Origin of the sequence: Methylobacterium sp. J-070, from assembly GCF_022829385.1 — a bacterium.
Taxonomy (GTDB): Bacteria; Pseudomonadota; Alphaproteobacteria; order Rhizobiales; family Beijerinckiaceae; genus Methylobacterium.
Genome location: NZ_JAKSXX010000219.1, coordinates 1 through 11,946, shown reverse-complemented (window position 1 = coordinate 11,946; position 11,946 = coordinate 1). Strand labels below are relative to the sequence as shown.

The following is an 11,946-nucleotide window of genomic DNA, read 5'->3' as shown; positions in this document are numbered from 1 at the left end:
GGCTCGTTGACAGGGCGGTAGGCCAGCACGCAGCGCTTTGTCGTGGAGTGGTCGACCTCCAGGCCCCTGTCGAGGAGCATCTCCTCGATGTCGCGATAGCTCAGCGCGTAGCGCAGATACCACGACACCGCCTGCACGATGAGGCTGGCCTCGAAGTGCCGGCCCCGGAAGTCGCCTGTGGCTTCTCGCTTCAGCTTGAGCGCGAGGACGTTGAGGATCATGGGGCGGCTCCGGATCGGAGCGGCAGGCTCGGCGGCTATGACTAACGAGCCGTGAACCTCAGCGCATTCGCGTTTGCGACAGACCCGCCAGAGGCGGCCCAGCGGCGGCGACGCTCCATCGAGGCGTCCGTGCGTGGCCGCGAGCCGACGCCGGGCCTCCTGGACCTTCCTGCGCGATCCTGCGGTGAAGGTGTCAAACCGGCGGCGGCTGTTGCCGCTGGGTTCGGGCTCTGTCCGGATTTCTGTCCAGCTTCAGATAAGCGGCGACTGTCAATCAGGCCGGACAGTGCCTCGGCCTCGACCTCCGTGACCCCTCCTTCTCCGTAGACCTTCCACAACGCAGCCGTGACAGCCGGCAGCGCGGCGCGCGGAGCCGCCTCCGCCTGTCGGCGGATCTCATCAGCATAGGTCATCGATCTCGGTCCCTTACGGGCCGCGGCTAGGGTCCAAGCAAGCCTTTCCCGTTGACGGAAACAGGTCCCGTCTTGACTCCCGGTGGGGAGCTATGGCTTGTGAGGGGAAGCGACTCGGCCCTCACAGGCCCTCGGAATTTTCAGCAGCCTCTTCCTTGCCGGGAAGGGGCTGTTGGCTTTTCAGGGTCTATCTCGCGGCGCTGGTCTCCTGAATGGCGGCCACGACTCGCCAAGGCGGGTGCAGCCGGAACGGTCCATGTCGGCCGGGCGGCACGGTTAAGTCAACGTGGAGCCTGCAGGCTCGTCACGCTGAGCGCCTCGCTTAATCGACCAGCAAGCTTCCGACTCAGGGCTCTCCTGGGCTAAAAGGCGGCTGTTTGCCTGGCGGCACAGATTGTTCTGCCGCGGCGAGCAGCATCGCGGTCGTGACGTAGTTGCCGCTGATGCCAATGAGGTCGATGACCTGCTGGTCGTTCAGCTGCGTCCTGAGACGGTCGAACACCTCGTCGGAGACGGCGTGCTTCGTCGAGAGATCCATGCAGAAGTCGTAGACAGCCTCCTCGTCGGGCTTCATGCCACCCGGGCGCCGGTTCGCCTTCAGGTCTGCCGCGACCGCCTCTGAGAGCCCCGCCTTGATCGCGAGCGGGTAGTGGGCGAACCACTCGACCTGTGAGCGCCAAAGCCGGCCCTGGATCAGGATCGCGAACTCGGACAGGCGCGCCGGCAGCGAGGAGTGCCAGCGCAGGTAGTCGTACACCTCGTGCGCGCGCTCGGCGAACACCGGGCTGCGCAGCATCAGGTTGTAGGGACCACCGATCCCGACGCTTGAGACCTTCATGATCTTCTCGGCGAGCGGGCGCTGCTGCGCGTTCAGGTCTTCGAAACGCAACTGCGGGAAACGCGGCTCGCGCGCGACGGCGGTACTGACGCTGTGGCCAGCATTCTGACTAAGGCTCGCGAGGAGCCAGCCGGTGCCGAGCATCGCGGCGAGGGAAAGGGCATGGAGCGAGGTCTTCATGGCTTCCTCCTGGTACCCCGCCACTTCTTGCGGCGACGGGGCCGCCTGAGACGGTCGCCGGAAGCTATAGGGCCAGCTGAAATAAGTCGAAGACATCGACCGTTCCTGCGGGCCGGCCTCCGGCTCCTCGACCATCAGCGAGGCGGCGATCGCCTCGTGAGCCGCGAGCTAGCAGCGAGCCAGCCGCAATAGCTCATTGCCGGCCGCTTCCGACCGACGTTGAACATCGACTTCGCGCAAAAGCCCTACCACTGTTCGACCGGCTGGCTTAGGCTCGGCGAATGGGACTACTGACCTTCAGCATCAATCTTACCCTGGACGGCTGTATCGACCACCAGGAAGGCATTGCTGACGACGAGACGCACGCCTTCTTCACCCGCCTCTTGGACGGGAACGGGGCGATGCTTTGGGGTCGCGTCACCTACGAGATGATGGAGAGCTACTGGCCGGCGGTCGCTCGCAGCGACGTGGAAGCACCACCGGCGATACGCGCGTGGGCGGTGAAGCTGGAGGCCAAGCCGAAGTATGTAGTGTCGTCAACGCGAACGGCCTTCCCATGGACTAACAGCCACCACGTTGTCGGTGACCTGCGCACGAGCATACAGAGGCTCAAGGACGCGACCGCGGATGGCGTGCTTCTCGGAAGCGGCACGCTTGCGACCGAGCTTGATCGGCTGGATCTGATCGATGACTATCACCTCCTCATCCATCCCAGGATCGCCGGCCACGGCCCTACCCTCTACCAGGGCGGGCTCCTCAGCACGCGACGACTCGAACTGATCTCGACCACGCCGCTCCGCAGCGGCGCAGTCGCTATGCACTATCGACGCGAACGCTAGTCCACAGCAGCCTCAACGCGCCCAACTCGGGGGCATCAGGTTCCGACCCGACCCAGTCATTCCTATTCGATGATCCGATGCCTGAAAGCGGACGTGAAACGCGGCACGACTGGGTTGATCCGCACATCATGCCTCGATCCGTGCGCGAACCCAGTTGATAATACCGCCCTCCAGGAGGATCTCGATCTGCCGCGGGGAGAGGTCGTGGCGCAACCGTATCTGGTCCTTGCCGCCGCGGAGGGTGGCGGGGACCTCGTTCCCCCGGAAGAGCGCGCCCGACACATCCTCGATCTCGATGACATCGCCGAGTTCGAGCCGGTCGTAGTCGGCGGGATCGACGAAGGTGAGCGGGAGCACGCCGAAATTGATGAGGTTCTGCCAGTGGATCCTGGCGAAGCTCTTCGCCAGCACCGTTTCCAATCCGAGGTAGCGCGGCGCCAGCGCGGCATTCTCCCGGCTCGATCCCTGTCCGTAATTGCTGCCGCCGACGATGGCGTGCCCGGCACGTTCCCGCCCGCCCTGCTTCGTACGCTCCGGGTAGGTATCGTCGATGGGTTCGAAGGTGAATTCCGACGTCTTGGGGATGTTCGACCAGTAGGGCATCACCCGCGCGCCCGCCGGCATGATGTCGTCGGTCGAGATGTCGTCGCCGGTCTTCAGCAGCACGGGCACCCGGATCGAGGCTCCGAGCTTGCCGAGTTCGGGCAGCGTCGTGATGTTCGCGGACTTTTCAAGGGCGACCTCTCGCGACTCCGCCTCCGGCAGGGGCGCCAGCAGCATCGTCGCGTTGCCCCGCACCATCTCCGGCGTCCCGATCCGTGGATAGGGGATGCCGAGGGTGCGCGGATCGGTGATGACGCCGGTCAGGGCGGAGGCGGCGGCGGTCTCCGGGCTGCACAGGAACACGCTGTCCTCGCGCGTACCGGAGCGGCCGGGGAAGTTGCGCGGTACGGTCCGAAGGGAGTTCCGGCCGGAAGCCGGGGCTTGGCCCATGCCGATGCAGCCGTTGCATCCCGCCTGATGCACCCGCGCGCCGGCATGGATGAGGTCGGACAGGTGTCCGTCCCGGATCAGGGTCTCCAGCACCACCCGGGTTGATGGGTTGATGTCGAACGACACCCGGTCATGGGTCTGCTTGCCCTTCACGATGGCCGCCGCGACGGCGAAGTCGCGAAAACCCGGATTGGCCGAGGAGCCGATGTAGCTCTGGTAGATCTCGGCGCCCGCGACCTCCGAGACCGGCACGACGTTGCCGGGGCTCGACGGCTTGGCGATCATCGGCACGAGGGTCGAGAGGTCGATCTCCTCGTGGTCGTCGTAGGCGCAGCCGTCGTCGGCGGCGAGCGGCACCCAGTCGTCGCCCCGGCCGACGCCATCGAGGAACGCCTTCGTGGCATGGTCCGACGGGAAGACGCTCGTGGTCGCGCCCATCTCTGCGCCCATGTTGGCGATGACGTGCCGGTCCATGGCGGTCAGCCCGTCGAGGCCGGGGCCGTGATACTCGATGATCCGGCCGAAACCACCCTCGACGCCGTGACGCGCGAGCATGGTCAGAATCACGTCCTTCGCGCTGACCCAGTCCGGCAAGCGGCCCGTCAGACGTACGCCCCAGATGCGCGGCATGCGCAGGGTCAGGGGCTGGCCGGCCATGGCCAGGGCCACCTCGACGCCGCCCGCACCGAAGGCGAGCATGCCGAGCGAGCCGGCGGCTGGGGTGTGGCTGTCGGAGCCGACCATGGTCAGCCCCGGCTTGCCGAAGCTCTGCATGTGGACGGGGTGGCTGATGCCGTTGCCCGGGCGCGAGTACCAGACGCCGAAGCGGCGGCAGGCCGAGCGCAGGAACATGTGTTCGTCGGCGTTGAGATTGTCGTTCTGGACGAGGTTGTGGTCGATGTACTGCGCGGCCAAGCCGACCTTCACGCGCTCGACGCCCATCGCCTCCAGTTCGAGCATGACGAGCCCGCCGAGGACGTCCTGGAGCAAGGTCTGGTCGATGGTGAGGGCGATGTCGCCTCCCGGGGTGAGATCACCTTCCGCGAGGTGGGACCGGACGAGTTTTTGGGTCAGGTTCATGGCCACGGGGCTCTCCCGGTCGACGTTCGGTGCAGGGTGGTTAAACCGACGCCCGCCACGGGGTGGGCGTCGGTCGTGATGGGGCGTCACCGTCCACCGGATCAGGCTTCGCGGTCGCTCCGCCGCAGGCTCGCCGGCGCTGCGAAGAGCAGGAGTGCGGCCGCGACGAGGCAGAGGGTGCCAATTCCGTAGAGAGCGGGCGTCGTGGAGCCAGTCAGGTCCTTGACCCACCCGACCGCTACCGGGCTGACGATGCCGCCGAACTGGCCCAGTGTGTTGATGAGGGCGATGCCGCCGGCAGCGCCGACGCCGGTCACGAGCTTGGCCGGGAGCGTCCAGAAGGTCGGGATCGACGCGACGATGCCGGCGCCGACGAGCGCCAGGGCGATCATCAGCGGCACGATTTGCTTGTCGAACAGGCCGGCGGCGAAGAAGCCGACCGCCGCCGCGATGGCGAGCCCCGCCACGAACTTCGGCCGCTCGCCGGAGGCGTCGGACAGGCGACCGATCACGATCATGCTGATGGCGCCGCAGACGTAGGGGACGGACGTGAGGAAGCCGACCGAGGCTGCGGTGCCGCCGGTGGCGGTCTTGATCAGGTCCGGTCCCCAGAAGTTCAGCCCGTAGGAGCCGACCTGGAGCAGGAAGTAGACCAGGGCGATGAGCAGGAAGCCGGGCTGCTTGATGGCACTGAGCAGCGAATGGTCGCCGATATCCTTGTTGTGGTGGGCGATCTTCGAGGACAGCAGGTCCTTTTCGGCCCGGCTCAGCCAGCGGGCGTCTTCGATCCGGTCGTCGAGGCGCAGGAAGACGATCGCGCCGAGCAGGATGCAGGGCAGGCCACCGGCCAGGAACAGCCACTGCCACCCCGCGAGCCCGGCCACACCGTTGAGCCCGCCAAGGATGAGCCCCGCGACCGGCGCGCCGAAGATGCCGGAGAAGGCCGAGGCCACGAACATGAACGAGGTCACGCGACCGCGGAACGAGGCAGGGAACCACAGGGTCAGGTAGTACAGGATGCCGGGGGCGAAGCCCGCCTCCATGGCGCCGATGATGAAGCGTAGGCCGTAGAACTGCCAATCGTGCTTGATGAAGACCATCAGCGCGGTGGCGATCCCCCAGGAGATCATGATCCGGCAGATGCAGCGGCGCGCGCCGATCTTGTAGAGTAGCAGGTTCGAGGGCACCTCGAAGATCACGTAGCCGACGACGAACATGCTCGCCCCGAGGCCGTAGGCGACGTTGCTGAAGCCGAGGTCGCTCTGCAGCTGGAACTTGGCGAAGCTGATGTTGATCCGGTCGAAGAACGCGAACATGTAGCAGACCATGATCAGCGGCATCAGCCGCCATGCGGCCTTGCGGACGACGCTGGCTTCGGTCGCGGCATCTTCGCCCGACAGCGGGTTTATGGCGACGGCGGTCATTGTTTCCTCCTGTTGGAATGGTTCCCGAAGGCTCGCCCGATGCTCTGCGGACGAGCGAGAGGGTCGGGCGGAGCCCCTTCTTGTGGGGGCTTCCGTCCGGGGCTGGGGAAAGGGGGACGCGCCGGTCGGGGGGCGCGTCCGTTCGACTGGGGTATCAGGCCGCTTGCGGCACCGGATGGAGGTCGCAGGGCCGGCCTGCCTTGGCCACCTGTCCCGGCACGTCGTGGCCGACGAGGCGCGGCAGGTCGCGCGACAGGCCGATGAGCGCATCGAGGTCGACGCCAGTGGCGATGCCCATTTCATGGGCCATGCTCACGAGGTCCTCCGTGCAGATGTTGCCGGTGGCGCCGGGGGCGAAGGGACAGCCGCCCAATCCCCCGAGGGCGGCATCGAACCGACGCGCGCCCGCACTGTAGGCGGCGAGCACGTTGGCCAGTCCGAGGCCACGGGTATTGTGGAAGTGCAGGGTCAGCCGATCGGCTGGCACGATGGCCAGCGCGCGGGTCACAAGCCGCTCGACCTGGGCGGGGTTGGCCATGCCGGTGGTGTCGGCGAGCGTCACGCCCTTGATGTCGAGGGCGAGATACGCCTCGACTTGGTGCATGACCTTGTCGACCGGCTGATCGCCTTCGAAGGGACAGCCGAAGGCGGTCGCCACCGTGGCGTTGGTGGAGACGCCCGTCCCCCGCACCGTCTCCATGATCCGACCGAACCCCTCGATCGAGGCAGCCGGGGTCATGCCCATGTTGGCGCGATTGTGGGTTTCGCTCACGGAGGCGACGAGGTTGATCTCGTCGACCTTCGCCGCCAGGGCCCGCTCGGCGCCCTTCGTGTTGGGTACCAGAGCCACGTAGACCGTGCCGGGCCGCCGAGCGATCCCCGCGAACACCTCGGCGGCGTCGCGGAGGGCCGGCACGGCCTTCGGCGACACGAAGGACGACACCTCGATGCGCGAGAAGCCAGTCGCCGAGAGCGCGTCGATCAGGGCGATCTTGTCGGCCGTCTGGACGTAGCGGGCCTCGATCTGAAACCCGTCGCGTGTGGCGACTTCCTGAATCAGCATGTTCCCAGTCATCCGATGGCTCCCTCGCGGCGCAGACGTTCGATGGTCCCGGCATCGCGGCCGAGATCGGCGAGGACCGCATCGGTGTGGGCACCCAGCGCCGGGCCCTGCCAGTGCACCGCGCCCGGGGTGCCCGAGAGCTTGGGCACGATGCCGGGCATCTTCACCCGCGTTCCACCGGGAAGCTCGGCCTCCAGGATCATGTCGCGGGCGGCGTAGTGCGGATCGGCCACGATATCCGCCACGGAATAGATCCGGCCCGCCGGCACGTCCGCCGCATCGAGGGCCTCTAGGGCCTCCTCGACGCTGCGCTCCCGGGTCCAGTCGGCGATCACCCCGTCGAGCATCGCGGCCACGGCTGTGCGGCCGTCGTTGCCGCGCAGGGACGGGTCCTCCGCGAGGTCGGGACGGCCGATAACGGCCATCAGGCGCTTGAAGATCGGGTCCGAGTTGCCGGCGATGACGACGAAGCCGCCGTCCTTGGCGGGGTAGGTGTTGGAGGGCGTGATGCCCGGGAGCGCCCCGCCCGTCCGGGTCCTAACCTCGCCGAGCAGGTCGTATTCCGGGACGAGGCTCTCCATGACGTTGAAGACGCTCTCGACCAGGGAGACGTCCACCACCTGACCCTGGCCGCCCCCGCTCCGGACGTGAAGGAGGGCCATCAGGGCGCCGATGACGCCGTGGAGCGAGGCCAGGGTGTCGCCGATGCTCACGCCGACGCGGGCGGGCGGGGCATCCGGGCTGCCGGTGGTGAAGCGGATGCCGCCCATCGACTCGCCGATGGCGCCGAAGCCGGGCCTGTCGCGGTAGGGGCCCGTCTGACCGTAGCCCGAGATGCGCACCATGATGAGCTTGGGATTGAGGGCCGAGAGCACGTCCCAGCCAAGCCCCAGTTTCTCCAGGCCGCCGGGTCGGAAGTTCTCGACCACCACGTCGGCGGACTCCGCGAGGTCCTTGACGAGCGCGAGGCCGTCCGGGGACTTCAGGTTCACCGCGATCGACTTCTTGTTGCGCGACTGCAGGTACCACCAGAGCGAGGTGCCGTCGTGCATCTTGCGCCATTTGCGAAGGGGGTCGCCGTCCTTGGGCGGCTCCACCTTGATGACTTCGGCGCCGAACTCGGCGAGGATCTTGGTGGCGAACGGGGCGGCGATCAATTGACCGAGTTCGAGAACCCTAATCCCGTGAAGCGGTCCCTTGCCCAAACCTTGCGCGGCTTGCTGCATGACTGTTTCCTCCAATGTATTTTCAGAGGAACGTAGTGAGCAGGTATTATCCTGTCCAAACGTATTGCATCACGATGCGTTCTCCGGGAGAGAACGCAATCCCCGGCCCACGACGCTGGCAGCTTGGCGCAAGTGATCGAAGAGGACGGCGGCCGCAGGCGATCTGGCGCCGGGCCTGACGACGAGGCTGAGCGTGCGCCGTGCCCAGGGATCGGTGAGGGGCACGGCCACGACGTGCATCTGCGGGCCGAGGAGCGCATGCACCCCCTTGGGCACGACGCCGAGCCCCATCCCAGCCTGCGCCATGCGGCAGATGGCGTCGAAGCTCGGCACGTGGACCCTCAGGCGGAGCGGCCTCCCGACGCGTCGGGCCTCGTCCCGGAGCGTCCCGTAGATCGAACTCTCCCGGTGCAATCCGACATGGTCGTACTCGAGCGTGTCGGCGAACGCGACGGCATCCCGGGATGCCAGCGGATGGCCGGCGGGTACGACGAGGACAAGGCTGTCGGACCGATAGGGGCAGGCCACCAGCGAGCGCGGATCGGTGCTGCCGGCGCAGATGCCGAGATCGGCCGCCCCCTCCTCGACCCCGGCCACCACGCCGCCGCTCGGCCGCTCCTCCAGATCAATCGCGATGCCGTCCTGCACCGCCAGGAACGCCTCCAGGTCCTCCGGCAGGAATTGCACGATCGCGGAGAGGTTCGCGACCACGCGGACGAAGCCACGCAGGCCGTTCGCATGCTCGGCGAGTTCGAGCGAGATCTGCTCGGCGCTCGCCAACATCCGCCGGGTGTGGTGCAGCAGCGTTTCCCCAGCGGGCGTCGGACGCATGCCCCGTGGCTCGCGGGTGAGTAGCTCGCAACAGAGCGCGCGCTCCAGTTCGGCGAGCCGCTTGCTGACAGCGGAGGGCGCGATGGCGGCGCGCCGTGCGGCGCCGTTGAGCGTGCCCTCCTCACAGATCGCCGCAAACAGGCGCAGTGTCTTAAGATCGAGGCGGTTGAGGACGAATGCAGCGGGCGATCCCTCCGACATGCGGCGCGTGTCCTCTCGTGGCCCGGATCGGCCGACGGGGAATCCTTCGCTCGATCCTCATTGGGTCGCCATCACCCCCGGGACCGAACCCGGGATATCCTCTGGTGAACGTCAACTCCGTTTGGGGAATGGACGACGGCAGCGCTCGGGCAATGGTGGCACCGTTGGCTTGGCTCGCTGCAACGATTGTCGGAATTGCCTTCCTCATCTGCGGTCCGACCAGCCTTTTCCCGCGCCGCCATTTCCGTACCAAAAGAACGGTCAGTGGGTTACTGCTGCTGCGTCCGCTTGGCTGAGGTCACCACCCGGAAGCGGACAGGCTGAAAACCACCCTCAGCAGACCTCGGCATCACACCCGCTTCAGCAGGTCCACGAGGAACATGCCGGCTGCCGCGATGACGTTGCCCCGTCCGCGCCAGGGCAGGATCTGCGCTTCGGGCGGGGCCTCGGCTGCCACCTCCGGCAGCACGGTCTCGGGCGTCTCGGCCGCGCCGTCCTGATCGTTCCCGCGCATGCAGACGAATTGGCTGCATTGGCCGGTCGTGAAGTCAGCAACCCTTGGCAAACGGCTAAGCTTAGCGTTCCATTAGCGCGTGCGTTCCGGCACATCAGTATTCTAGCAAATAATCCAGTCTTCGATCACCGAAATGGACAGTCCGCCCGGCGATAGATTGGAGAGCGTCATGATCAGCAAGACATTCAAGTCCGTGCTCGTTGCCGCCGCCATCGCGGCTCCGCTCGGCACATTCGCGGCGACCAACGCGTCGGCGTTCGGTGGTCACTTCGGCGGCGGGGGCGGCCACTTCGGGGGCGGAGGCGGTCATTTCGGCGGAGGCGGTTTCGGAGGCGGCCACTTTGGCGGCGGCGGGTTCGGTGATGGGCACCACGGCGGCGGTGGCTTCGGCGGCGGTGGCTTCGGCGGCGGACACCACGGCGGCGGGGGCTTCGGGGGTGGCGGCTTTGGCGGCCGTCATTTCGGGGGTGGCTACGGCGGATACGGCTACGGCCCTCGCAGCGTCGTTTACGTCGGCAGCGGCTGCGACTACGGCTTCCACTACAGCAACTCCTGGGGGCGCTGCATCCCGAACGACTGAGCCCGGACTTTCCGGTCACGCGACAGGATCCATCCGAGCCCTTCGTGACGACGCTCGGATGGATAGCGCAAGCTACCTGCTGGGCGCCGCGCAGGGGCCGACAGGTCAGCGCCTCGCCACCAGATCGACGAGCATCAGTGCGACCACGCCGGAAGGTCGAGCCATGACGCAGCGCTGGGAACGCATCGGCGGCACCGTCTCGCTGGCAGGCTACACAGTCGTCGTCACGGCCCTGGCAGTCTGCGGGCTCGCGGGTCTGGTGTGATGCCCACCGGTCCCTCCCCGGAGCAGCTCTCGAAGGTCCTACGCCTCTGCACCGCGCTGGCATACCGGGCGCTCGACGCGAAGATCATGCGGCAGCCGGCGCCGGCGGGGCAGGATGTTTCGCTGGCGAAGGTCGCGAACCTTCTCAGGGATCACGGTGTGGAGTTGCCGCCGCTCTTGGCACAAGTGCTACACGAGGTGGCAGGCGAAGCGGGCGAGATGAAGCCAGAACCCACGGTAGACCCGCCGGAGGGCGTCGATCTACAGGGCCTGACAGGCTTCTTCGCAGGTTTGCGAATGAAGGATCAGCCGTGACTTACACCGTCGAGCAACTCGCGCCCGGCAGCTACGACGTGCTGCGCGATGGCGTCGTAATGGCAGCCCTGGTTCGGCTCATCTCCAGCAGCGGGTTGAGCGACATGTGGCAGATTGAGCTGCTCGACGAGATGCCGGCGGCCCAGAGGCCGGCGCCGTTCACATCTCAATGGCGCACCTTCGAGTCGCGACCGGCCGCTCTGGAGTGGCTCGGCATCCGAGAGCCTGACGCCAAGAATGCTGGATGAGTCAGATCTGGAGCCGGCTCGTGGCGATCGGTGTGGCCGTCGTGCTCGTTACGGCAGTACGTCTGCTCGAAGCGGCCGATTTGGAATACGCGTTCGAGGATTGCGCCTTGGCAGCCATCGTGGCTGGCATCGCCGTAGCAACACTGCCCTCGTCATGACCGCCGGCCTCTCATTCATCCCCGAGAACGGCGGCGGGGCCGGGATCCGGTTCCGGGAGCGGAAGGGATAGGATCCAAGAACGTCTAGCTGGCTTTATCTCAGCCACATCGCATGCCACTTGATGGATGCCTCTCGATGCGCGTCGCAAAGCTTGTCGGTTCACTTTTCCTGATCGCCCTGCCGACGTCCGGACACGCTCAGGACGCTGCAGCCCGGACCGAACTGGCACCGACAGGAACGTTGCGCATCGGCGTGGCCGAAGCTCCAACCCCGCGCGTGCTGTTCGTCAGGCGCGGCGCCGACGGGACCCCGCAGGATGTCACCGTCGATCTCGCGCGGGATCTGGCTCAATCCGCCGGCGTGCCGGTGGCCTTCACGGTGTTCCCGAATACCGGTGAGATCACGGAGGCGACCAACGCCGGCTTGATCGATGTCACCTTCATGCCCATCGACGGGGCGCGTCGGCAGACAGTCGATTTCGGTCCAGGCTACCACGATCTAGTGAGCACCTACCTCGTCACGGAGGCAGCCGGCGTCTCGGATGTGGAAGGAGTGGA

General features: G+C 66.8%; 15 protein-coding genes and 1 pseudogene. 8 read left to right on the top strand and 8 right to left on the bottom strand.

The window, feature by feature from the left end:
• Positions 1-221, bottom strand: a pseudogene (locus tag MKL01_RS23440) (IS6 family transposase); the annotation flags it as partial.
• 759 nt (positions 222-980) lie between these two features.
• Positions 981-1,652, bottom strand: a complete 672-nt coding sequence (locus MKL01_RS23435; RefSeq protein ID WP_243907577.1) for a carboxymuconolactone decarboxylase family protein — start codon at positions 1,650-1,652, stop codon at positions 981-983.
• A 281-nt stretch (positions 1,653-1,933) separates the two neighbouring features.
• Between MKL01_RS23435 and MKL01_RS23430 the strand changes: the two genes are divergently transcribed.
• A complete protein-coding gene (locus MKL01_RS23430; RefSeq protein ID WP_243907576.1) occupies positions 1,934-2,491 on the top strand; it encodes a dihydrofolate reductase family protein in 558 nt (185 codons plus the stop codon).
• A gap of 126 nt (positions 2,492-2,617) precedes the next feature.
• Here MKL01_RS23430 and MKL01_RS23425 read toward each other — a convergent pair whose 3' ends face one another.
• From MKL01_RS23425 to MKL01_RS23405, 5 genes are all read right to left on the bottom strand, one after another.
• The gene (locus MKL01_RS23425) at positions 2,618-4,570 is read right to left on the bottom strand and encodes an aconitate hydratase (RefSeq protein ID WP_409566317.1); all 1,953 of its coding nucleotides are present in this window, start codon (positions 4,568-4,570) and stop codon (positions 2,618-2,620) included.
• A gap of 95 nt (positions 4,571-4,665) precedes the next feature.
• Positions 4,666-5,988 (bottom strand): MFS transporter, encoded by a 1,323-nt coding sequence (locus MKL01_RS23420; protein ID WP_243907574.1) that lies wholly within the window; start codon positions 5,986-5,988, stop codon positions 4,666-4,668.
• A gap of 154 nt (positions 5,989-6,142) precedes the next feature.
• A complete protein-coding gene (locus MKL01_RS23415; RefSeq protein WP_409566316.1) occupies positions 6,143-7,051 on the bottom strand; it encodes a hydroxymethylglutaryl-CoA lyase in 909 nt (302 codons plus the stop codon).
• An 8-nt stretch (positions 7,052-7,059) separates the two neighbouring features.
• Positions 7,060-8,277 carry a CaiB/BaiF CoA transferase family protein gene (locus MKL01_RS23410; RefSeq protein WP_243907572.1) on the bottom strand — a complete coding sequence of 406 codons (1,218 nt, stop codon included), beginning with the start codon at positions 8,275-8,277 and terminating at the stop codon, positions 7,060-7,062.
• Between the two features lie 69 nt (positions 8,278-8,346).
• A complete protein-coding gene (locus tag MKL01_RS23405) occupies positions 8,347-9,309 on the bottom strand; it encodes a LysR substrate-binding domain-containing protein (protein ID WP_243907571.1) in 963 nt (320 codons plus the stop codon).
• Positions 9,310-9,413: 104 nt separating this feature from the next.
• Between MKL01_RS23405 and MKL01_RS23400 the strand changes: the two genes are divergently transcribed.
• A complete protein-coding gene (locus MKL01_RS23400; RefSeq protein ID WP_243907570.1) occupies positions 9,414-9,605 on the top strand; it encodes a calcium homeostasis modulator protein in 192 nt (63 codons plus the stop codon).
• A gap of 53 nt (positions 9,606-9,658) precedes the next feature.
• Here the strand turns inward: MKL01_RS23400 and MKL01_RS23395 are convergent, their stop codons facing one another.
• The gene (locus MKL01_RS23395) at positions 9,659-9,823 is read right to left on the bottom strand and encodes a hypothetical protein (RefSeq protein WP_243907569.1); all 165 of its coding nucleotides are present in this window, start codon (positions 9,821-9,823) and stop codon (positions 9,659-9,661) included.
• Between the two features lie 169 nt (positions 9,824-9,992).
• Here MKL01_RS23395 and MKL01_RS23390 point away from each other — a divergent pair, with 169 nt between their 5' ends.
• The 6 genes from MKL01_RS23390 to MKL01_RS23365 all read left to right on the top strand — a co-directional run.
• Positions 9,993-10,403, top strand: coding sequence for a hypothetical protein (locus MKL01_RS23390; RefSeq protein WP_243907568.1), 411 nt, complete (start codon positions 9,993-9,995; stop codon positions 10,401-10,403).
• A gap of 58 nt (positions 10,404-10,461) precedes the next feature.
• The gene (locus tag MKL01_RS23385) at positions 10,462-10,668 is read left to right on the top strand and encodes a hypothetical protein (RefSeq protein ID WP_243907567.1); all 207 of its coding nucleotides are present in this window, start codon (positions 10,462-10,464) and stop codon (positions 10,666-10,668) included.
• Positions 10,668-10,982, top strand: a complete 315-nt coding sequence (locus MKL01_RS23380; protein ID WP_243907566.1) for a hypothetical protein — start codon at positions 10,668-10,670, stop codon at positions 10,980-10,982. The genes MKL01_RS23385 and MKL01_RS23380 overlap by 1 nt, the downstream gene beginning before the upstream one ends.
• Positions 10,979-11,230, top strand: coding sequence for a hypothetical protein (locus MKL01_RS23375; RefSeq protein WP_243907565.1), 252 nt, complete (start codon positions 10,979-10,981; stop codon positions 11,228-11,230). Before MKL01_RS23380 ends, MKL01_RS23375 begins: the two co-directional genes overlap by 4 nt.
• A complete protein-coding gene (locus MKL01_RS23370) occupies positions 11,227-11,388 on the top strand; it encodes a hypothetical protein (RefSeq protein WP_243907564.1) in 162 nt (53 codons plus the stop codon). Before MKL01_RS23375 ends, MKL01_RS23370 begins: the two co-directional genes overlap by 4 nt.
• A gap of 136 nt (positions 11,389-11,524) precedes the next feature.
• A partial coding sequence (locus MKL01_RS23365) for a transporter substrate-binding domain-containing protein (RefSeq protein ID WP_243907563.1) occupies positions 11,525-11,946 on the top strand: 422 nt, incomplete at its 3' end.

Bases quoted from the DNA above. Each gene is read 5' to 3' on its own strand.
- MKL01_RS23435 (WP_243907577.1), bottom strand. From the start codon at position 1,652: ATGAAGACCTCGCTCCATGCCCTTTCCCTCGCCGCGATGCTCGGCACC.
- MKL01_RS23410 (WP_243907572.1), bottom strand. From the start codon at position 8,277: ATGCAGCAAGCCGCGCAAGGTTTGGGCAAGGGACCGCTTCACGGGATT.
- MKL01_RS23380 (WP_243907566.1), top strand. From the start codon at position 10,668: ATGCCCACCGGTCCCTCCCCGGAGCAGCTCTCGAAGGTCCTACGCCTC.
- MKL01_RS23405 (WP_243907571.1), bottom strand. From the start codon at position 9,309: ATGTCGGAGGGATCGCCCGCTGCATTCGTCCTCAACCGCCTCGATCTT.
- MKL01_RS23370 (WP_243907564.1), top strand. From the start codon at position 11,227: ATGAGTCAGATCTGGAGCCGGCTCGTGGCGATCGGTGTGGCCGTCGTG.
- MKL01_RS23415 (WP_409566316.1), bottom strand. From the start codon at position 7,051: ATGCTGATTCAGGAAGTCGCCACACGCGACGGGTTTCAGATCGAGGCC.
- MKL01_RS23395 (WP_243907569.1), bottom strand. From the start codon at position 9,823: ATGCGCGGGAACGATCAGGACGGCGCGGCCGAGACGCCCGAGACCGTG.
- MKL01_RS23385 (WP_243907567.1), top strand. From the start codon at position 10,462: ATGGATAGCGCAAGCTACCTGCTGGGCGCCGCGCAGGGGCCGACAGGT.
- MKL01_RS23420 (WP_243907574.1), bottom strand. From the start codon at position 5,988: ATGACCGCCGTCGCCATAAACCCGCTGTCGGGCGAAGATGCCGCGACC.
- MKL01_RS23390 (WP_243907568.1), top strand. From the start codon at position 9,993: ATGATCAGCAAGACATTCAAGTCCGTGCTCGTTGCCGCCGCCATCGCG.
- MKL01_RS23430 (WP_243907576.1), top strand. From the start codon at position 1,934: ATGGGACTACTGACCTTCAGCATCAATCTTACCCTGGACGGCTGTATC.